This is a genomic window from Candidatus Thiodiazotropha sp. LNASS1, from assembly GCF_964212655.1.
In the GTDB taxonomy this organism is placed as follows: domain Bacteria; phylum Pseudomonadota; class Gammaproteobacteria; order Chromatiales; family Chromatiaceae; genus Thiodiazotropha.
Window position 1 is genome coordinate 1,313,519 of the sequence record NZ_OZ156465.1, and the last position, 22,554, is coordinate 1,336,072.

Annotated in this window: 16 protein-coding genes; 7 read left to right on the plus strand and 9 right to left on the minus strand. The window is 50.9% G+C overall.

What is annotated here, in order from left to right:
• Positions 1-104: 104 nt before the first annotated feature.
• The 3 genes from AB8516_RS05700 to AB8516_RS05710 all read right to left on the minus strand — a co-directional run bounded on the left by AB8516_RS05700 (position 105) and on the right by AB8516_RS05710 (position 3,166).
• Positions 105-1,457 carry an ATP-binding protein gene (locus tag AB8516_RS05700; RefSeq protein ID WP_369158891.1) on the minus strand — a complete coding sequence of 451 codons (1,353 nt, stop codon included), beginning with the start codon at positions 1,455-1,457 and terminating at the stop codon, positions 105-107.
• Between the two features lie 214 nt (positions 1,458-1,671).
• Positions 1,672-2,364, minus strand: coding sequence for a response regulator transcription factor (locus AB8516_RS05705; RefSeq protein ID WP_305782117.1), 693 nt, complete (start codon positions 2,362-2,364; stop codon positions 1,672-1,674).
• Positions 2,365-2,812: 448 nt separating this feature from the next.
• Complete coding sequence (locus AB8516_RS05710; protein WP_369158894.1) at positions 2,813-3,166, minus strand: hypothetical protein; 354 nt, start codon at positions 3,164-3,166, stop codon at positions 2,813-2,815.
• Between the two features lie 234 nt (positions 3,167-3,400).
• Between AB8516_RS05710 and lexA the strand changes: the two genes are divergently transcribed.
• From lexA to AB8516_RS05730, 4 genes are all read left to right on the plus strand, one after another.
• Entirely contained in the window at positions 3,401-4,000 is a 600-nt protein-coding gene (gene lexA, locus AB8516_RS05715) for a transcriptional repressor LexA (RefSeq protein ID WP_369158896.1), read from the plus strand.
• Positions 4,001-4,135: 135 nt separating this feature from the next.
• Positions 4,136-5,425, plus strand: a complete 1,290-nt coding sequence (locus AB8516_RS05720) for a DNA polymerase IV (RefSeq protein WP_369158898.1) — start codon at positions 4,136-4,138, stop codon at positions 5,423-5,425.
• 216 nt (positions 5,426-5,641) lie between these two features.
• Positions 5,642-6,058 carry a hypothetical protein gene (locus AB8516_RS05725; RefSeq protein WP_369158900.1) on the plus strand — a complete coding sequence of 139 codons (417 nt, stop codon included), beginning with the start codon at positions 5,642-5,644 and terminating at the stop codon, positions 6,056-6,058.
• Positions 6,059-6,368: 310 nt separating this feature from the next.
• The gene (locus AB8516_RS05730; RefSeq protein ID WP_369158904.1) at positions 6,369-8,207 is read left to right on the plus strand and encodes a diguanylate cyclase; all 1,839 of its coding nucleotides are present in this window, start codon (positions 6,369-6,371) and stop codon (positions 8,205-8,207) included.
• Between the two features lie 112 nt (positions 8,208-8,319).
• Here the strand turns inward: AB8516_RS05730 and AB8516_RS05735 are convergent, their stop codons facing one another.
• The 3 genes from AB8516_RS05735 to AB8516_RS05745 form a co-directional block, all read right to left on the minus strand.
• Positions 8,320-9,759, minus strand: a complete 1,440-nt coding sequence (locus AB8516_RS05735) for a peptidylprolyl isomerase (protein WP_369158906.1) — start codon at positions 9,757-9,759, stop codon at positions 8,320-8,322.
• A 206-nt stretch (positions 9,760-9,965) separates the two neighbouring features.
• Positions 9,966-13,397, minus strand: a complete 3,432-nt coding sequence (locus AB8516_RS05740) for a hypothetical protein (RefSeq protein WP_369158908.1) — start codon at positions 13,395-13,397, stop codon at positions 9,966-9,968.
• 380 nt (positions 13,398-13,777) lie between these two features.
• The gene (locus AB8516_RS05745) at positions 13,778-14,308 is read right to left on the minus strand and encodes a TlpA family protein disulfide reductase (RefSeq protein WP_369158910.1); all 531 of its coding nucleotides are present in this window, start codon (positions 14,306-14,308) and stop codon (positions 13,778-13,780) included.
• 378 nt (positions 14,309-14,686) lie between these two features.
• On the opposite strand from AB8516_RS05745, the gene AB8516_RS05750 reads away from it, so the two are divergent.
• The gene (locus tag AB8516_RS05750) at positions 14,687-17,068 is read left to right on the plus strand and encodes a methyl-accepting chemotaxis protein (RefSeq protein WP_369158912.1); all 2,382 of its coding nucleotides are present in this window, start codon (positions 14,687-14,689) and stop codon (positions 17,066-17,068) included.
• 31 nt (positions 17,069-17,099) lie between these two features.
• Here AB8516_RS05750 and AB8516_RS05755 read toward each other — a convergent pair whose 3' ends face one another.
• Positions 17,100-17,288 (minus strand): hypothetical protein, encoded by a 189-nt coding sequence (locus AB8516_RS05755; protein ID WP_369158914.1) that lies wholly within the window; start codon positions 17,286-17,288, stop codon positions 17,100-17,102.
• A 147-nt stretch (positions 17,289-17,435) separates the two neighbouring features.
• Between AB8516_RS05755 and AB8516_RS05760 the strand changes: the two genes are divergently transcribed.
• The gene (locus AB8516_RS05760) at positions 17,436-18,062 is read left to right on the plus strand and encodes a DsbA family protein (RefSeq protein ID WP_369158916.1); all 627 of its coding nucleotides are present in this window, start codon (positions 17,436-17,438) and stop codon (positions 18,060-18,062) included.
• 46 nt (positions 18,063-18,108) lie between these two features.
• On the plus strand, positions 18,109-18,699 hold the full coding sequence (locus tag AB8516_RS05765) for a class I SAM-dependent methyltransferase (RefSeq protein WP_369158918.1): 591 nt from the start codon (positions 18,109-18,111) through the stop codon (positions 18,697-18,699).
• Positions 18,700-18,761: 62 nt separating this feature from the next.
• Here AB8516_RS05765 and tcdA read toward each other — a convergent pair whose 3' ends face one another.
• Both tcdA and AB8516_RS05775 read right to left on the minus strand, forming a co-directional pair.
• A complete protein-coding gene (tcdA, locus tag AB8516_RS05770; RefSeq protein ID WP_369158920.1) occupies positions 18,762-19,556 on the minus strand; it encodes a tRNA cyclic N6-threonylcarbamoyladenosine(37) synthase TcdA in 795 nt (264 codons plus the stop codon).
• A gap of 50 nt (positions 19,557-19,606) precedes the next feature.
• Positions 19,607-22,543 (minus strand): EAL domain-containing protein, encoded by a 2,937-nt coding sequence (locus AB8516_RS05775; protein WP_369158922.1) that lies wholly within the window; start codon positions 22,541-22,543, stop codon positions 19,607-19,609.
• Between the last annotated feature and the right edge of the window lie 11 nt (positions 22,544-22,554).

Consider the following 22,554-nt stretch of genomic DNA (forward strand, 5'->3'; position numbering starts at 1 on the left):
TCCCCAGGCATATATTTAAGGCTGGATAACCGGACTGCGAAAATTGTTTTAAGGTCGTTTCGTTAGGCAGTCCTATAGCTATCAGCTAACCTAGCAGGGGATCATTAAGGTTTTCTTAAGCCTGGGAAGAACAGTTTCACAATAAGCCCTTCCCCCTGAACAGGATCGCTCAAAATGATTTTTCCTTGATGGAGTTCACAGATTTCCTTCACTATGGAGAGGCCCAATCCAGCACCTGTATCTGTCCCTCCAGGCAGGCGATTGAGTCGTTCAAAAACCCATTTTTTCTTGTCATCCGGTATACCCGGTCCCTCATCCTCAACGGTGAGTTCCACACCACCATCGGCATGGGTGATTGTGATCGTGACATGACGCTTGTTGGGGGTAAATTTTATGGCGTTGTTGACCAGGTTGCCGAGTAACAGTCCGATCAATTCCCGGTTACCCACCATGGTGACGGGTTCATCACACTCCAGCGCCATATCGATCTCTTTACTCAAGGCCTGTGGTGAGATGTCCGCCAATACCTCCTGCGCCAGCAAATCGAGATCCAGTTCAGTAAAGTTACGACGGATCTTTCCCGGTTCAATAGAAGACAGCACCAGCAATTGATTAATCACATGATTGAGACGACTCAGGCCTTTTTTAATCTGCTCAAACCCACTTTTTCCATGTGCTTCCTTATCACCGTCTTTGCTTGACTGAAGTTGGACGAGCATACCGGCTATCGGTGTCCGTAACTCATGCGCCACATCAGCGGTAAACCGGCTGTTTCGGTCGATGGCCAGCTTCAATCTCACCAACAGTCCATTCAACGCATCCACCATTCCAGCTATTTCCTTGGGTACATGTGTCGGATGAACGGGACTGAGATGATCGTAGTCACGTTCTTTGATCAGGTGCGTTACCTCTCTCAGCGGTCGCAGGCCCTGATGCACAATCAACCAGAGGATTCCCGACAGCGGCAGGGCAATCAACAAGGGTTTTATGACATCTACGACAAAATCACGAACCAACGTCTGACTTGTCATATGACTGCGCGCAACCTGCACACGGAAGTCGTGATTCTTCAGATTCATGGTATAGACACGCCATCCCTTACCATCAATTTCGCTGTCTGTATAACCATCGACAGTGGAGCCGGAAAGCGGGAAAGCGGGTGCTTCCGGACCCCTTATCATCAACCTGTTTTCATGGGACCAGACCTGAAACAGCAACGGAAACCGATACCCCGACTCACTTAAATCGGTCTGATACTCATCCAGATCAAACTCTTCCGATTCGTGCTCCGTTGCAACCGCAAGGAGTTGAGCAACCAAGGCCAACTCGGCATTGTAGACCCGATTGATCTCACTACCGGCCTTCCACCAGGTGAAATAGAGTATCGTGCCCCATAACAGAAACGTCGATACCAATAGCATCAGTAACAGGCGCAGGCTTATGGATCGCACAACCATCTATAACTCCAGATTATCCGCCACATACCATGTAGCAGAGGTCAAGCTCGAAGAATGAAAATTCGATATGATGCCGGTCCTTGCAGGCATGCCCGGTACGACGTGTCATGGAAATACCGGGAATGGCCGTCAGAGACCTACCGTTACGCGGGATATATGTACAGACATAAAACGGTTCATGAAGCTGCCATGAGTCCAGGTCCGGTAACAGGCCCTAACGTCTTGCCACTCCACCTGCGGGCTTCTCTATCACGTAGCCCACTCCCCTGACAGTGCGTATCGGATGCTCTCCCAACTTCTTACGCAGATGATGGATATGGACTTCGATGGCGTTACTCTCAACATCGTCATCCAGGCAGTATATTTTCTCACTGAGTTTTCTGCGTGACATAACGCGGCCCATGTTCTCCATCAGGCTCTGGAGAATATCAAACTCCTTTACCGACAGTGACACTTCGCTGTTCTGTATGGTTACCGTATGGGCAGATGGATCCAGAATAAGATCACCATGTCGCAAAATCTCTTCTTCCTGACCACTGTGGCGACGGTGGAGCGCGCGAATACGCGCACATAGCTCTTCGATATCGAATGGCTTGACCACATAGTCATCCGCACCGCCATCCAGCGCCTGTACGCGATCGACAACCTCGGAGCGTGCCGTCAATACAAGAACGGGTATCTGATTTCCATCCGAGCGAAGACGGGCCAAGACCTCCAATCCGGAGAGCCAGGGTATGTTTAAATCGAGCAACAACACATCATACCGGGTAGTCTTCAAAGACTGCATGGCTGAGAGACCATCGCGTACCCAGTCGATCGACAATCCACGCCGCGTCAACACGGTCTGGATGCCATCGCCCAACATTTCATCGTCTTCGACAAGCAGCAGATTTATCGCACTTGACATAAATCCCCCACGCAACAATTTTTTACTCTGGCCAATCAGGTGGATGCGGGACAATCCCGCCCTGCCACAGCAGGTTATTCTCCTGTTCGTGCTGCTCCCTTCCTTACTGACTTAAGCCCGCATACCGTAAAGATTAGTATTAATTTCTAATTTATCAGTCCAGCAGGTTCCTTAATTGGGAATTATATACCAATTTCGCACAATATCAGAAGCTAATATTTGCGATTTATGACGGATTTCGCGAATTCTATTCCCTACGCTTCGCTCAAAGCCATGGCTCCCAGCATGCCGTATAATGTTTGTTATTGATTTGAAAGCACTTTTTTATTACGAGCCCGGTCACTGACTCAGTCCGCATCAGGCCTCCTCGCATGAACACGATTCTGCTCTGTAACATTTCGAATCCGTATCTATACCTGAGCCGCCAATAGTTGGCAGACACAGGCATTCAGACGAGAAGAAAGAAGGCTACAGCGGCGGCGGTCACCAGACTGATGGTGGTGGGAAGGGTCACCAGCATGTCGCCGGAGCCCAGCATCAGATAGGCGGTTTCCACCACCAGAATGGCCATGGCTACGCCCAATGCCCGTGGTGTTTGCATCCATCGGGTAACACCGGCCAATGAGATAATGGCCAATCCCAGCAGGGCCCCTCCCATCATACCGGCAAACGCATGATTGACCGGCTCAACACTGAAATAGCCGGCGATCAGATGAGGATCGACAATCAGGATCGTTCCCCACACACTCAACATCACGATAGCGAGAATCAGCGCAAGACGCTGCAGGGTCCGGTTAGGCATGATTATCCCCAAATATCTTTTATTTATCATGAGAATATAGAGAATTTCTCCATCAATTACAAAGAACTTCGTTTAATTTTGAATTGTGGTGTTCGCTCCGCTCACAACTGATTTATAAAGGGGGTGTGCGGGTAGCGAACACCACAATTCACAATTCAAAATTAACCCCCCTATCTAGAGTTCTCCTAATGTTCTATACTCCAAAGCATCGAATGGAACATTTGGAGAACGAACATGCTGACCCCTACCCAGGACCGGGCCCTGACCTTTATCCGCCGCTACCTGAAAAGACGGGGATACGCCCCTTCGCTGATTGAGATTGCCGAAGGCATCGGCATCAGTTCCAAAGGCACTGCCCATCGCCATGTGCAGGCCCTGGCCGAGGCGGGCGCTATACGCCTGATAGCCGGACGTAAGCGTGGCATCGAACTGGTGGAAACGGCACAGGCGTCAAAACTGAGCCTGCCCCTGTTGGGCGCCATTGCCGCAGGTCAGCCCATTGAGGCTATCCCTGGCCAGGACCGCCTCGATCTGGCCGACTACCTGCTCGGCGACAACCGCTATGCCCTGCAGGTCAAAGGAGACTCCATGATCGGTATCGGCATTCTCGATGGAGACCTGGTGATCATCGAGCGCTGTGATACCGCCGAGGATAACACCATCGTGGTGGCATTGATCGATGACCAGGAGGCCACCCTCAAACGCCTCAGGCGTCTCAAGAGCGGCCGCATCAAACTGATTGCCGAAAACCCCGATATACCCCCCATGATCTATGCGGCAAAGCGGGTACGCATTCAGGGGGTATTGGTGTGTCAGCTAAGGCGATACCAATGAATGGAAAGTTTTGAATTTTTAGTTATGAGTTTTGAGTTGATGAGTGTGCTACGCACACGTTTTTTATCTGGTGTGAGCGAAGCGAACACCGAAACTAAAAACTCAAAACTCACAACTTAAAACTCTTGAGCAGTCATGTTTTACGACAACACCCAGCCCCACGCCTACTGGTCCCGTGCCATGATCCTGGTGGATATGAACGCCTTTTTCTGCAGCGTGGAACAGGTCGACCACCCGGAGCTACAGGGACGTCCTATCGGTATTACCAACGGCTCCCAGGGGACCTGCATCATTACCAGCTCCTATGAGGCACGCGCCTATGGCGTGCATACCGGCATGCGGCTGAAAGAAGCCCAACGGATCTGCCCCGGTTTTCTACAAGTACCGGCCCGCCCGGAGCGCTACGCCCAGGTCTCCTCCCGTATCATGGAGGCGCTCTCAGGTATCACCCCGGACATGGAGATCTTCTCCGTCGATGAAGCCTTCCTCGACATCACCCATTGCCAACGCCTTCTCGGTACCCCGCACCAGATCGCAAAGCGGGCCAAACAGACAGTGCTGGAGGCCTCCGGGGGGGTGCTCTGCTCGGTGGGCGTCAGTGGCGACAAGACCACCGCCAAGTATGCCGCCAAACTCGACAAACCCAACGGCATGACCCTTATCCCTCCTGGTGTGGCGCAGCAGACCCTGACCAGGGTGCCGGTCACTGAATTGTGCGGTATTGCCAAGGGCATCGGCCGCTACCTGGCGGAACGGGGTGTCTATACCTGTGGCGACATGCGCCGCCTGCCTATCGGCGAGATCGGGCGCCGCTTCGGCAACCCGGGACGGCGTATCTGGCTGATGACCCAGGGACTCGATCCCGAGCCGGTGCATACCGATGTCGATGCGCCGAAGTCGATCGGCCATGGCAAGGTCATGCCCCCCAACACCCGTCGGCGCGAGGTGGTCGAAACTTTCCTGTTGCATATGGCGGAGAAGGTGGCCACCCGACTGCGCCTGCACCACTTCCGCGCCAGCCTGTTTTACATCGGGGTGCGTATCGACGAGGGCTATCTCAGCCGCAAATACCGCTGTGATCCACCCACCGACCACAGCCCGGAGATCGTTGCCATGTGCCAGGACTTCCTCGATAACCACTGGGCCGGCCAGGGCTGCCACCAGGTACAGATCACCGCCCTCGATCCCAAGTACGCCGACTACCAGCTCGACTTTCTGCAGCCGGACCACCAACGTCAGGATCGTCTCAACCAGGCCATGGACCATATCAACCAGCGCTACGGTGAATTCACCCTGGCCCCCGTTCGCCTGCTCAGCCGATCGAAAATGCCCAATGTCATCGCCCCGGCCTGGAAGCCGTTTGGGCACAGGGAAACAATTCTGCAGCACCCTGGCAAAACGATGGTTGATAGTTATGAGTTATGAGTTTTTAGTTTTTAGTTTCGGTGTTCGCTACACTCACAACTTTTTGACCCCATCTCCCTGGAGGGGAGGGAAAGCACCGTTCTGCGATTGCGTAAAGCATGACGTTTCCCACAAGGAAAGGGTTTGGGGGAAGGAAAGAAAAACCGTGAGCGTAGCGAACACCAAAACTCAAAACTAAAAACTCAACCCCTCCCAATATGTATCGCGGCCTGATTTATGTGCACCGCCGTCTACTACACCCTCAACGGCCAGGAGGTACGCACCAAGTTCCCCAATGCCAGGGCCTGCCTGCCGGTGAAGAACAGGCACGGCGGTGCCGACCTGCTACCCTGGGGACGGCGCACCCACCAGCTCGGCAAACTGCCATTGGGGGGCTGGGCCAGGCTCGATGCCATCTATAGCGGGCATTGGGACCGCTGGCGGCCGATTCCGGTAAAACTGCTCGTCAGCCAGTTCATGGAGGTGGACATGGAGGGCTCCAGCCACTGGTTCGACGTCACCCCGGGCAAATGGATCCAGGGACTGGTGGCCCACTGGGAACACGAAAGGCGTGTCTATGTGGTCACCATCACCCCGGAGATGGAAGACGCCGCCTATGAACGTTGGCCGCGCATACTCAGCCACAGTCGCTGATCAAGGTAAAGTACAAGCCGCTAATGAACGCCCATCGTTATGCCAACGGAGCCTGCGTGAGACGCCTCCCTTAAGCGGACTCGACTAAGCAACACCGTATTGCACGGGTACAGATCATCTGTGTTAGCCGCATGGCGTGCATTCCGTAAACCATACTGCTTAGTAACCGGTGCAAGCCAGCTCAGGCCTCTGAAAGATCCAACCCGGTCGATCGGGGATTAGAGATTTTACTTTCCTTTACAATAAACCGACTCATATTACACCGAATATCCCTATAATTTTACTGGGATTTCCTGCTGTTTGGATTGATATGAAAATAAATAAGGTTCTGATGTTGCTTGCAGGGATTCTGGTTGTTATGGCGATTTCCTTTCAATGGAAAATCAGCAGCGATACTGTGTACGCTTCTGAACTGGAAGCGCAGTATCAGCAAGCGATGGATGATTACAGTGAAAATAATATCTACTATTCACCCCAGGCCACTACTCAATGGATCGTCCAACGGCAAAATCCGGCAGGTTACTTTGTCACCAATCCGGATATGCTGTTCGAACCCTCCCAGCTCAATAACAGCACACTGCGAGGTACACGCTATGCTATCAGCACCCTGGGAGATCTGGACGGGCTGTACAGCATAAATCGACTTGCTGTCATTGATTTTATCCTGGGTCTGTATGAAACGGAGATCAAACAGACTAGGGCGGAAACCTATACCCGATACCAACGCGGTACCCGCTATGATGGATTTAAAACCCTGCCTGGCCAGGACGTCGGGGTGAGGCCAACCATGGATGCCCTCATGATACTTAATAGACTCGACCTTCTGGACGATCCGAGACTGAATCTGGATGGCATCTGGAACTTTATCGTTGCCCATCAAAATCAGGACGGAGGATTCTGGGATGAGCATTATCCAATGCTCCTAAAAAACTCCAGTATGAAATGCACCTCATTTGCAGCACGGGCTCTCGCTATACTGAGTCAACATACCGGTCGACCGATACCGGAGAAACTGAGTAAGGGTATCATTCAGTTTGTCCAGAATAATTACGATATTGTTACCGGCGGCTACAGCAGTCAACCGGGAGAAAATTCTGACGATAGCTACAATGCGTTTCGCGCATTCAAATCCATCTGGGATACCACCAATGGCAGTAATGAAATCAAACGTCAGGCAGTTAGCGATACCATCGACTTGAATACGCTTATTGACTATTTCAATAATAATCACTATCTAGTCGAATTGGGGGGCTATTCCCGCCATAGTAAGCTTGAAAAGAAAAAAGCCTCCATTAAAGCTACCCACCTGACCGTGTGGCTTTTGCATGACATGCAACTTCTTGATCACGTCGACATACATAGAATAAGCAAGTATGTCATGTCGATGAAAACCCCGAATGGTCAATATGGTGGAGACATTTATACGACTTATTCAGCAATTGGCCTGCTACAGAAAATGGGTATCCCCTCGGCACCCAATCCTGAACCGGAAAAACCGGAAAAGCCGGCGATAATTCCTAGTATTGTACCTACAACATTCTTCATAACAGCACTGATAACTTTACACCTCGGTTATCAAGCTAAAAAATTTGAGTTTAAAACCATCAACAAAGCCCTCATCATTCAGGCGAGCACGGATGCTCTTACCGGCATCTTTAATCGGCAGAGTTTCGAGCAAAAACTGAAGCATGAGATTGAAAAATCCTTAAGGTACAAAAGACCCCTGACGACAATCATGTTTGATATCGACAACTTCAAACGGATCAATGACAAGCACGGTCACATTGCTGGAGACACTGTACTCAAAGAAATTTCTGTACTGATAAAAGATGCCCTCAGGGATTCAGATATTTTTGCACGCTGGGGTGGTGAGGAATTCATTATACTTTCTACTGAAACAGATATTGAAGGCGGGCGACAACTTGCAAAAAAAATGCTCGATCTGATAAATAAAAAAGAATTCACCGTGGTGCAGAAAATCTCTGCAAGCTTTGGTGTTACTGAATTCGGTGCTGAAGATAGTATGGAAAGCCTGGTGAAGCGGGTCGATAACGCCATGCTGGAAGCCAAGCAACAGGGCAAAAACAGAATCATCAGCGTGGATGCAAAACATTACTGTCGGCCAGCCTGTCTGACCAGCGGATCATGATTCCCTACGTCGCTGGAACCTCGCCACTCGATCGACGACATTCCCAAGCCATTGAAGCTGTAGAAAAACCCATAATTTTACGTAATAAATGGTAAATTGATGGAAGCAGTCACTATTCCACAAGCGCCTTCATCTCATCCAGGATGAGTTTGGCTCGCTCAGGGTGTTGTTCCATCTCCCTGCTCTTGGCGGCGATCCACTGCGCCTCTTCCTGCAGCAACCGGTTCAGGTTCTCTTCATAGACGACTACCGGATAGTCTCGCTTACGCAGTTCCACCACATAGTCGTTGAGACGCTCTTTCAGCAGCAGCCGACGGGTCTGTTGCCGGGTATCCGGATCATTGATATCGGTATATTTCGAAGCCCTTTGATCAGTCACCCGAACAATATGCCAGCCGGCGGGGGTCTCTACGGGGCCTCCCAACTCGCCGATTTCAAGGGCGAAGGCCAACTCATCCAGAGCGGGAAAACCGCTGCCCTCCTCGACCCAGCCGAAGTCACCCAGGGTCTGCTTTGCCCTTGGATCGATGGAGTGGTTGAGCGCCGCCTGGTAGATGGTCATTTCACCCTTCCCCAGTTTTTCCATAATATCCAGCGCCGCCTTCTCATCTTTCAACACCACCATCTGCAGTTTGCGGTACTCATTGAAGGTAATGCGCCCCTGATGTTCCGTAAAATAATCCCGTACCTCCTGCTCCGTCGGCTGCATAGCTTGCGTCAGCGCACTACGATGCCGATTGACCAGGCGTGTCATGCTGAATTCGGCCAGGGCGGCCTGAAAACCCGGATCCTGATCCAGCCCCGCCTCTCGCCCCTTTTTCGCCAATAGATAGTTGTCAATCAGTCCATTCAGGGTTTTCAGGCGTCTGTTGATATCGATCGAGTTGTTCAAGGTAGTGAGATATTTCTTACTCTCGCCCCATGTCATTACGTTACCGTCATACTCGGCGATCACCTGCTCATCGCTACGTATACCGTCATCTTCAATCTCAAGATGCTTGGTGTGAATCATTACCTTAGTCCCGGCATGCAGATGTTTGCGCAATCCCTGTTTGCGTGCCAGATATTTTGCTTTTTTGACCTTTGCCTCGACCAGGGGACGCATCTTGTCATCCAGCTCGGTATCCTTGGCAAAGTGTTTCTTCACATAGTCGGCAATATCTGCTTCGCTGACAGCGGTATCCGCTTTCAGGTAGTGTCTGCGATAGAGTCCTGCAAGCATGCCATCGGCATACTCCTGCAACTCCCGTTTGAAATTCGGGTCCTCCAGCTTTCCCTTGCCGACGGCATCCAGATAGAGCAGGTTGACGCTGATCGCCCTGTCCAGCAGTGTCAGGACCACAGTACGTCGTTCGGGTGTACCCAGTGCCGGCGTTGACAGGCCCACTACGGCTGTACTGTTCAGTTGTGTGTTCAGTTGGGGGAAGGTGATGATTCGATCGTCAACCCGGGCCAGGATATTGCTATCGGATAGTACAGGCTTTGCTGTAGGTTCTCCCCATGCGGAAGCGGCCAGGAAACAACCGGCCGCCAGTGTTACAAGATTTTTCATTTTTGCCTCCGACTGCCCTGCCCAACCAGGTACCCGGCCGCATCAGTGGCGGAACAGGTCTGCGGTATATAATCGATGGTTAAACAGTTGAGCGATTCAACTTACCCTTAAATGGCTGTGAACTGAGCGGGAGGGGAAACAGGCTGTTTCCCCTCCCTAATGCAGCCAGTCTATCGGCCTATTTGACAGACTGGGTTGTACTGCCGTTACCAGCCACAGGTTGAGCCGGTGCGATCCAGGGATACATCTTCCCATACGCTTTCCGACACCCGGCCTTCCGCGAGATGGAGTTTCCACTCCCGACCGTCTTCGCCGTTACAGGCCACTTCCTGCCATTCATCATCATGGCAACCCTGACAGACGGTAGTGCGCGGATCAGTGGAGCCAAATACAGAGCCTGAGATCAGTATCTCCACCTGGTCCATGGTCTTTCGCGATACCCGCCCCTTCATGGCATGCTCCAGCCACTCATCTTCCGATACACTGACTTCATCGTTCTCGTTTTCATGACAGCTGATACAGAAGTCGTCTCGAGGATCGTGATTATCGGTAAAAGTATGGGCCCAACTCACTGCCGCGTCGAAATCACCGGCGATCGGCGTACCGTCGAAGCGCAGACCTTCACCCTCGTCACAGTTGTCTCCATCCTCGCCCGGCGCACAGACCCGTGTGGGTATCTGGGCATCAGGATTGTCGGCCAGGGTCTCGTACATATGGCATGAACCGCACTTCAGCGGACCATGGCTGTCGTCGCTGTTGAGATAGGCCGCCTGGGCATAGGTTGTGGCATCAACACCATCCACACCGGGACCCTGCTCCAAATGAGGCGCCACCGGATAGAGGCCGTGGATCGACTCATGACAACCCTGACAGGTGATGTCCCGGTGACCGCGCGAGTAACGCATCAACCCCGCCTTGCGTGGATAGTTGAAGGGCGGATGGTCATTACCCGGCTGATGGCCGCTCGGCTCCACATAGGGTGCGGTGTGGCAGTCGGCGCAATGAGGTTCGCCGGCAGCGAGCCAGTGGTCGCGTCCGTCGGTTGCCGCCGAGAAGGGTACCGCGGCCGCCATCGATCCACTCAGGGTCTGCTGGGCTGCAGCCACGCAATCGTCGGTGGTGCAGAAATCGAGGATACTGACACTGAAATCGCCGTCGCCATCGAAGCTGCCGCAGATCTGGAAGTCCGCCTCGCCGTTGCCATCACAGTCGGGGCCTGGTGCTGCGGCACCGGTGGTACATGCGGTGACGTCTCCCGCCACCTCGATGGTGGCCAGCTTGGCGTCGAGCGCCGGGTCGGTACTACCGCCCAAATAGGCGCAGAGCCCGGGATCGCGGCGCCAGATGGCCATGGTCTCTTCCGAGGTGCGAATCGCACCATCGGCCGGGAAGACATTGGGATCTCTCGGATCGAGCCAGTCCAAAGCCTGTTGCGTATCGACGCCCACTGCGGCGGCAATGTCATCCAATGAAGCCAGCGCGCGGATATTGCTCGCGCCTGGGCCGGGTATGCCATCGATCAGGCTCTCCATGTTCTCGCGTTTCCAGATCTCCTGGCTCAACTGATTGTGACAGTTGGTACACCAGATACCCCGGTCGTCGCGATCGCTGCCCGCAAGGCCTGCCTGATTGCGTGAAACATTGTCGCGCAACCATTCGCCGATGGCTGTCAGGTGCTCAGGCGTACCTGCACCATCGATATCCTTGAACGGATTGGAGTGAACATCACGGCCGACGAAACAACCGCCGGCGCCTAAACGGTTATCCGTATCGGCATAGAAGTTGTCCCCCGTCTCGGTGATGGGATAGCCCGCCATGTCGCCATTGGAACGATGGGCTGGATGACATCCCTGGCAACCGCCGAAACGGCCGAGACTGTCGCTGAATGCGATCGGACCGCCCTCGCCGACACCGCGATGGGTCTGATGAATCGCCTCGGACATGGGCAGAATAACTTTATTGTTGCCCTCATCATCGATAAAGGAGGCCGACTTGACCTGGGCGATGACATTATCCGCATGGCAACGTTGACACAGCACGGTGGTATTGCCGATTCGGGTGCTTTGCGCGAACACGGGCCGGTTGTTTTGCGCCGACAGATCGGCAGCCAATGCATCGCACTCTGCCGGAGTGCCGCAGGCCGGATAGTTGACCAGGAAATCCGTGCCATGGCTCATGTCATGCAGGCCGAGAATACTGATGGCCGCACTCTTGAGTCGCGGATACCAGTCCGAGTCGCCAGGACCTATACCATAATAGCTCATCCAGAAATTGTACTCCTGCTGAACCTTGGCCCAGATTTCATCCCCGCTCTTATGGGGAGAATTGGTGGTATCCACCTCTGAATGGCAGCGCTCGCAGTTGGGGATATCGATGGGGGCGGTACCGAAGCCCTCCACCGGCACACCATTCTGCATCACAGGTTCACCCATGCCGCCCGGCTGAGCGGGATCGTAATGGCGCAGCTTGGCCCTCATCGCGACAAAGGGGCGTACAGAGTCCTCGAACATCGCGCCCGGATCGGCAAAGAAGTTGATGGAATCCTCGAACGGAGTCAACGGGAGCCCCAAGGCCTCCCAGATCCTGGGTGAGGTCAGGGTGATCGGCAGGTTCTCCAATACCTTCATCTGAGTGTAGACAACAGTGCCATGCTCACCCGAGAAAGTCAGTACATTGCCATTGGATGCGCCACCACAATCATTCGGTACGGCAGGATTGCTTGGTACACCATCGGGATGAGAAACAGGCCCCATGGGATGGAGGCCGGCGCCGCAATCAGCGGGATACTCGATATGGCCGGTTACGCCGAGTCGAATCTTATCGCTCTCCGCGGTTGAATTGTTGGGATTGGCCCCCTCCAGGTCGGCATAGATATAGAGATGATTCCAGACTGCATTCCAGTAGTTGTCGGTCGGATCATCGAAATCGCCATCACCCACCATAGCGCCGCTGACACCGTTCCAGGTCGGATTGCCATTACCGGAGGTCTTGAGCGAACCGTCCGGATTGACCACTGCCGAATCGGCAAGGGTATTCCACATCAGCAGTGAATTGCCCTCTGTCGCACTGATCAGCGTTGAGGTCTGAGGCACAACCTGCGGGCGGGTTTCACGGGGCTGAGCATCATGCCAATATTCAAGCACATACTTTTGGAAATCCCCATTCGCATCGAGATCGGGATCACGCAAAACAGTCTGGCGTCCCAAAGCATCCAGGCCTACCGAGGGATCTCCCTCCAGAAGGCGCGCGAAGGCCGTCTGCCCTTCGTCACTCTGCTGCGTCTTCACAACCTGGGCAAGGATAGAGTTGTAAGGAGGCAATACACAACAGTAGGCGAACTCAAACCCGGTACAGTGCATACCGAGTTCGTAGTTCATCATGATATTGAAACTGTTCTTTGGGCGCAGTGCCAAGCCGTTATCGCCGTCACCCTCACCTTCGGAATGTCTCTCTTCCTCTTCCTCGTCCTTCCTGCGCTCATCCTCTTCGCTACTGTATTTGTCTTCCTCGTGATTTTCCTCTTCTTCATCACTGCTCGCCCAGCCATTGTCCATGGTGAAAATCAGCATAAAGATAAACGAAATCGCGAGTGTTACGAAGCGATGGGATTTATTACGTCGTGATTGATTGAACTTCATAATCGAACCCCTCCATGAAGCTGTACGATTTTTATGTGGGACGAGTACTCCGGCGGCGTTATACGTCCACGATTAGCTCACATTGAATGTGATGATCCTCCTGTCCAATAGCTACCAAATAAATGAGCAACCAACAATAACCACTTGTATTAATTTGTTTTTTTATCCAGCACTCATTACTAATACATTGGCCGTTTTGGGCAGGTTGTCCCAAAATTAGCAAAACAAGATTAAAAGAAACTTAAAAAGTTGAGGATTTGGGAAAAGAAATACTAGGCTGGGTTTAAAGATGTGACCCAGTTCATGCTCTAAAATCTGACAGGACGGCGCTTACGCTTCGCTCAGTTGACAGTCCCCGATGCATATTCACCGCAGGCACCCTACTTCTGCATGACCTGGTGAACAATCGAAGTGGCTTCGTCACTATCCCACTCGATAGGACCAATCGCCTTATAACGCAAGCGCCCCTGTCCATCAACGAGAAAACTGCTCGGGAAGACCTTGACCTCCCAGGCGTTGGCTGCGACCCGGCTTGGATCAAGTAGAACGGGAAACGTAAGTTTCAGGCGTGCCGCCATTTTACTTACACGACGTTCGCTCTCCTCGACATTGATGGCCAGAATGACAAAATCGGACTGGTTCATCGCCTCTTTCAACCTGATCAGGGACGGCATCTCCTCAATACAGGGAGGGCACCAGGTTGTCCAGAAGTTGAGTAAAACCGTTTTGCCCTTGAGATCGCTGATTTTGACTTGATTGCCTTTTAAGTCTTGAAGCACCAGGGAGGGGGCAGGATGATTCGGCAATACAACCTCAAGCCAGCCACCATGCGTCAGGCCGCTTACTGAAAATGAAAACAGGATCAGCGCCTGTATGAGATTGATCAAATATGATCTTTTGAGCAGATTCATGGTGTTTTTTTCTTAAGTCAGTATCAATTGATCGCCCGCCTGATGCAGAGTATTACGGAATAGCATTCCTGCCGTTAACTTTAAATAATACATAAAAACTGGTCTCTAGCTTAATGATAAAAAAGTAGATTTTTAAACTTCACTCTATATCCGCATGAGAGTTTGGATGGGTCAAAATGTAACTAAAGTTTTACAAATCGAAGACGATATGTCTTGCAACCATGGAGTATATGGTTACGGCAAAGCAAAACAATAAGCTTATTTGCCGTAATGAATCGTCCACAGGCGGCTTGTGGGCAAGGTTATACGGCGTATACGAATTATAAAATACCAGCGCCAGGAATTGGGATATGGATCATCCATATCAGGGAAACGATCATGTCAGTTCTTCATAATATTTCGATTCGCACAAAGCAGTGGTTCGGTTTCGGGCTCATTCTCTGTGTGCTTGCAACCTCATCCATTATCACACTCATCAGTCTGGGTAATGTTGAACAAAGCGTGAACCAGGTGGTGCGCGAGAGTCAGCCACGTTTAATCCTGACGAAAGACCTCGCAAAAAGCCTGAAACAATCTACAGAATCCTTGGCTTTTTATCTTCTTACGAAGGATGAGTCCCAGCTACAGGACTTCTCAAGTCAAAGGGACCAAACGAAATATATACTTCAATCATTGATAACCAAGAGCATAGAGGCGGAGGATACCACTTCATCCCAACTACTCAAGCAGCTGGACGATAAACTGAAGCAGTATGAACAAACAGCTGCGGCGTTACTCAATCAGACAGCCACGCATGAAGGTAACTTTCCAGGTATTGCCTATGCCAACACGCACATTAATCCTATCAGCCGGGAACAGATGCAACTGACATCCCAAATGATTCTTTCCGAAATGGAAGAATACGCGGACGAAGAACGGAAACAGATCCTGCATCATCTTACCGAGCTGCGGTATGCCTGGAGCAATATCATGAACGGCATCCGCGGCTATCTCGCTTTTCGCAGTGATTCGAATATTAATGACTTGAACCTTTACCTGGACAGGACAAAAAAACTGGTCCGGCTAATCAGTGCAAAGAGTGATCAACTGACATTGGATCAAGCTGATTCCATTGAGCAATTTATGGATAACATGGTCCGTTTCGATGAACACTACAAGAGGCTTCTTGAGATACACGGGAGTAATCAATGGCGCAGTGATGCATGGCTCGTACGTAGCCAGATCACACCACTATTGATGACAACGGATCAACATCTCGAGCAGTTGGTTGCTCATCATGAGTCGACTATCTCACACACCAGCCAACGCCTGATCAAGGATGCCAGTTCAACCACAACACTTGTAATCAGTCTGTTGCTGTTTGGACTTGTGATCGGATTATCGATAAGTTGGCTGACCACGCGTCTTATCTACAATCCGATCCTGGACGCGGTCAAGACCATGCAAGACATCGCCAATGGCGATGGTGATCTGATGAAGCGATTGGAAAAGAAAGGTAATGATGAACTTGGACTGCTTGCTGAAAGCTTTAACCAGTTTGTTGACAAAATCCGCAAACTGATACAACAGACCGCGCAATCCACTGAGTCGGTAATCAATGCTGTTGCGCAAACATCAGACAATACCAGTCAGATCAGTCGTCGCATCCAACAGCAGGAAAATGAAACTGACCAGGTCGCTACGGCTATGACCCAAATGACTGCCTGCGTAGCCAACATAGCACAAAATGCAACTACCGCCGAAGAAGCCACCAAGGCAGCCACTGCTGAAGCACATACAGGCTGCAAAGTAATCAAGCAGACAGCAGATGCCGTGCAGGCGTTGGCGGATGAAGTGGAACTTGCAGAAAATTCGATTCTGGGTGTGGAGCAGGAGAGCGCTCGTATCGGATCGGTCCTGGATGTCATAAAAAGCATTGCCGAGCAGACCAACCTACTCGCCCTTAACGCCGCCATCGAAGCTGCAAGAGCGGGAGAGCAAGGGCGTGGTTTTGCTGTTGTAGCCGACGAAGTGCGTGGGCTTGCCAATCGCACGCATCAATCGACAGGCGAGATCGAGTCAATGATACAAGCGCTGCAGAGTGGCACACAGCGGGCAGTATCCGTGATGGCATCCGGCAGGGAGAAAGTGGACAGCAGAGTTCTGCAGGCAACAGAGGCACTTCATTCGCTGAGCGAGATAAATAAGGCTATCGAGACAATCAACGACATGAACACCCAGATCGCCACCGCGGCAGAGGAGCAGTGCTCGGTGGTGGAAGAGATCAACAAGAACATAATCAATATCAGCGAAAACGGCAAGCAGACCTCGCAACGGGCAAAAGATACCTCTGATACTGCCAATGACCTGGGGACATTAGCCTCCGATCTGCAAAGGATTGTCCAGCAGTTTAAATTTTCCGGCGATAGAGGGTTTGATTTCAGCTCTGCAAAATCGGCCCACCTGGCATGGAAAACAAGAGTACGTTCCTTTCTCGATGGCAAGCAATCCCTTTCCCATGAAGAAGCAGTCTCGCACCATGATTGCGCCCTCGGAAAATGGTACTACTCAGAAGCGCTTAATCGATATGGCGATGTTGCTGAAATACATGCGATAGAACAACCCCATCAGCAGTTACATTCACTGATAAGAGAAATTATCAAGCATATGGAAAGTGGGGATACTGACAGAGCGGAGGATCTTTATAGTGAAATCGAGCCTCTGTCAGGCGAAATCATTGGCCTATTGAATAGGGTCGAACGGAAAATAGCGGCCGGTTGACGGGGACCGTTCAAGGCATAGTGTTTCCCTGTCACTTCTTGCTGCTGCGACCACGCTTCTGCCACAGCAGTACACCGAGTGTGGTCGCGCCCAACGCAATACCGGCAGACAATATCATACGCGCCAACCACTCGGGCCAGGCGGGTTGCGGTGTCAGAAGTGCCGCGCTGCCGACGACTATCAACCAGAATGAGATTTTTCCAAGGAGTGCGGATTTCAAACTATTATCACCCTGACAGACGACAACCATAGCGTGGCCAAGCCTGATGGATCATGAAATGCCAATAATATATATCGGCAAATGTATTACCTGAATCGGATATACTCTTATATCACAACCGATATAGCTGCGAAACAAATCCTGAACATGGCTCACCTCTACTACATCCATGATCCAATGTGCAGTTGGTGCTGGGGATTTCGCCCGGTACTCGAGGTACTTATGTCACGGCTCCCCGACAACATCACAAGCAGCCGCCTGTTAGGCGGGCTGGCGGCGGATTCATCGCAACCGATGCCGGATGATCTGCGGATAAGGTTGCAGAGCACATGGCGGAAGATTGGGAAGCGTATACCGTCGACCCGCTTCAATTTTGATTTTTGGGTTCGGAATACGCCCAGAAGGTCCACCTACCCTGCCTGCCGCGCGGTCATCGCCGCCAGGTCGATTGATCCAGAAATGGAAGATAGCATGATAGTGGCTATTCAGCAGGCCTACTACCTGCAGGCAAGAAATCCTTCGGATGACACTACTCTCATCGAACTTGCGATGGAGATAGGTCTGAACGAACAGCAATTCTCCAAACTGTTGAACCATTCCTCCACACAGCAAAAGCTCGACTCTGAGATTGCACAGTCACTCCTTTTGGGTGTGCGCAGCTTCCCCTCGCTTGTGCTTCAGCATGAAGAGAGCTACTGGCCGGTGGCCATTGATTATTTGAATGCGGAGCCGATGCTGGAACTCATTCACAATCTCATTGATACTGATTTTTAACCCGGGGGATTGACTTGAAAACTCTCACGGGTAACACTCAGCCATCATGCTGACTAAAGATAATCTAGATAAACTCCGCAAAGATATCGTGTTCACAGAAGAGCTGTCCGGTGAGCGTCTGCAATTTCATTCCACCTGGGGCATCTTTTCACCACGCGAGATCGACGAAGGGACCAGGCTTCTGGTGGATCGTTTACGGATCGCTCCCACAGACGACTGCCTAGACCTGGGCTGTGGCTACGGTCCAATAGGCCTCTATATGGCCCGACGGGCTCCGCAGGGACAAACCCTGATGGTCGACAAGGATTTCATGGCGGTCAACTACAGCAATGACAATGCCGAACGTAACCGATTGACAAACGCCAAAGCCATCCTCAGCAACGCTTTTGATCACATAGATTCTAGCTTGCGCTTCAATGTCATCGCATCCAATATCCCTGCCAAAGTGGGCAAAGAGATGCTCAGTCTGATTTTGCATGATGCCAGGCAACGTCTCAAACCGGGCGGCAGACTCTATGTCGTAACCATCAATGGCCTAAGACAGTACATGAAACGCAATCTCAACGAGATTTTCGGTAACTATGAAAAGCTTAAACAAGGTAAAAGTTATACCGTAGCGTTGGCGGTCAACAAGTGATCCCTGTGATATTGAAACTGCCACACAGGCATCGTTAGTCAATAGTCTGCAAATGCAACACTCTATTCACTGGAAAGACGCTTCAATACATGAGATACCGCAACCAAACCAAAGCTGGCAGTGACGGTCACTACAGAACCATATCCACCACAGTTCAATGAACCTTCCATGTTCGTCGGCCTTTTCAGGCAAACTGCCCCATTGTCATCAGGATAGCGCTGCTGCTCTGTTGAGTAGACACAGGGTACATCGAATCGACGTTTGACATTGGTTGGAAAACCGTACTGCCTGCGAAGCAATTTGCGGCACTTGGAAAGCAGTGGGTCCTGTTCACTGCGGCTCAGGTCAGCCAGTTTGATCTTTGTAGGATCGCTTTGCCCCCCTGCACCACCTACCGTAATGATGGCGATCCTGTCTCTGCGGCAGCAGGTTATCAAAGCAGCCTTGATGCGATAGCTGTCGATGCAATCGATCACGTAATCAAACCCACCGGCAGTAAATGTTTGCAGTGACTCCAACTCGATAAATTGCTCCACAGCATTAACCCGACAGCTGGAGTTGATGGCCAAGACCCGCTCTGCGAGTGCCGATACCTTGGCTTTACCGAAATCACCCTCAACCGCATGCAGTTGGCGGTTAACATTCGATTCAGCTATATGATCCATATCATAGAGAGTAATCGCACCTATGCCACTGCGCGCAAGGGCTTCCACAACCCATGAGCCGACCCCACCCACGCCAACCACGGCGACATGAGAATGAGAAAAACGCTCCAATGCCCGACTGCCATAGAGACGCGCTATACCGCCAAATCGCCTTTCATTGTACAAATTAGACAATTCCTTGGATGTTTGCACCAGAAATGTATTTCATTAAAAATAAAAAAACACTAATTATATATAATTGATTATGAAATAGCTGCTTGATCTTTGTTTAGTTCCTTCATGAGTTCTGCGAAATGGGCACTTAACGCCTCCAACTCGTTAATTCTTTTCTGTGCATACTCTGTGTTCCCCATATTATTAATGCTGATTATTTTATATCCGAGTGCATGTATCTGCTCATGCAGCCTGTTGAGTTCAGTGTATTGTGGCAAACTGCCATACTGAATAAAACCAATACCATTGAACCAATAACTGAAGTTGCAGTGTTTGCTATCCAACTGGCTATGGTTTATTGCCTCATCACGATTCACATACCCAATCAGGTTGTCCACCCATCGTTGATGACTGGTTAGCGCCACTTCAATATCGACATGATGACTCTGAGTCACTCTGTTTTTAAGGCTCCGCCACAGTTGATTGCCTTGCCATTGCTTCAACCATGCTGGGATCTCATTTGCCGGCATCGGTCTGGCAATGCCATAACCCTGACCTAATCGACAACCCAATTGGAGTAGTGCAACGGCATGTTCCATGGATTCCACACCTTCCGCAATGACCGGATGCTGAAAAGCATGCGCAAGGCGAACCACGCTATCAACGATGGTTAGATCCTGAGGATCATCCAGCATGTCCCGCACAAAATTCTGATCTATTTTGAGTATATCGACAGGAAGACGATGAAAATAGGCGAGGGAAGAGTAACCCGTACCGAAATCATCCAAAGAGATCTTAACCCCCAACTCACGGCACTCCGACAGGGTGTGATAGATAACATTCGTATCATCTATAGAGGCGGTTTCGAGAATTTCCAGTTCAAGCATATCGGGAGTTACATCAGCATACTTTGCAAACCGCTCCCGAATATACTCGGTGAAACCGGGATACTGCAGATGGTGTGGACTTATATTTATACTGACCGGCAGCTGAAGCCCCATTTTTCGCCATTGACTCATCTGTTGCAATGCATGATCGAAAACCCATTGACCCAGCTCGATCTCCAAGTCTGTTTTAGTAATAATTGATAAAAAATCACCTGGCGGGGTAATGCCCGCTTCCGGATGCAGCCACCGGATCAAGGCCTCGACGCCTATAACGTCACAACTGTACATATCAACCTTTGGTTGAAAGTAAAGCGTGAATTCCTGCTTCGACAATGCGTTCCTGAGCAGCTTGATATTTTTACGATTGGCCTTTATCTTCTTGTCATGCAGTGGATCAAACAGATGGTAGCAGTTCTTGCCCGCCTCCTTTGCCCAATACATCGCCTGATCAGCGTGCCGTAGCAGGATGTCCGCGTCCACATCGTCCTCCGGGTATACGGTCAGGCCAATACTTGCACTGACTTCCAGAGCTGTATCATCCAAGTGTATGGGTTCTGCTATAACCTCCAATACCCTATCCAAAACCAAAATGCACTCATCCATACTCGTCAGATTAGTCAGTATCAATACGAACTCGTCTCCACCGATGCGCGATACCGTGTCCTCCTCACGCAATACACCTTCTAACCGACTTGCTATTTCAATCAATATCTTATCGCCTGAGTCATGGCCAAACCGGTCATTAATCGGCTTGAAACCATCGAGGTCCAGATAACAAACCCCCACACTGGTTGCGTTTCGTTTACTGTATGCAATCGCCTGGCGTAGCCTGTCGGTTTTCAGACGCCGATTGGGTAAGCCGGTCAATGGATCGTAATGTGCGATATGTTCAAGTTCCGCTTCAGCCTTTTTTCTGTCAGTTATATCGTGAATGATCGAATAGAGCACCTGCTTGCCATCCGAGATGAAGGGACCAGAGTGTACCTCGACATCCCTGACCTCCCCTGACGCCAGGGCGTGACGAAAAATGAAGTGGTTGCGTTCTTCTTTTCTAGCCCTGCTCATCTCCTGAGCAACTTCCTCTTCGCTGAGCGTATTGATGTCATTGATACTCATTTTCAGGAGCTGTTCAATGGTATAGCCGTAATACTCAGCTGCGGCCCTGTTCGCTGTGAGAATAGAGCCTGAGTCGGGGTCGATCGTAAGCATCACCGCCTTGTTAGCCTCGAATAACATTCTGGAGCGTTCTTCACTCATACGCAGCGCTTCAGACAAACCTTTCTCCCGTTCAAGCGCCTCCAGCAGATCATGATTACTTGCCTGCAGCGTCTGATTTGCCGTCTCAAGCTGTCGTGTACGCGCTTCTACTTTCTCTTCCAACTCAATACCTGAACGCCTGAGGGCATCGATCTGTCCTTTGATTGTACTTCCCATTTCCTGCAATGCACGGGAGAGAGTACCGATCTCATCTTCACTATGTATCTTAACCGGTTGTTCGAATCTGCCATTTGTTATGGATGCCGCATACTCGGACAGCTGCTTAACAGGCTCTACAAACTGTTTACGCATAAAGAAATTGAGAAGTATTGCGATAGCGATGAATGTAAGCAAAAAATTGAAAACAACCTGCCTGACTGCCTGCATGACCTTGTCGTCGATGACTTTGGTAGAAAAACCGAGCCGGATAACGCCTACTGTTTGAGCTTCGTCAATGATGGGTATGGAAACATCATAATAGCTCTTGCCATCGGACCGTTCGTGGATCTGCCACAAAGGCTGGTCGGCAGACAAGGTATTGACTGTCACAGTATCGTTATATTTCTGCCCGATCTGTGCATTATCACTGTGAAAAAGCACCAGGCCCGATTGGTCAGTAACGCTTGCATACTCAATGTGTGGATTTTTATCGACTACTTCCTTAAGCTTTCCATCCATCCCGGAGAGTGACTCGAGCGGCAATCCCAAAGCCAGCAGTTCATCAAGTACACTTTCAATGCTATGACCAATACCAAAACTACCCGTCAACAGAGCATCGGTATAATTTGTGCGAAAACTGTTTATATTCACTACAGAGCTGAGCAGTAACGAGAGCACGAGGGTACCGATAGTCACCAGCAGTATCTTCTGGTTAAGTCTCATTAACTACTGCC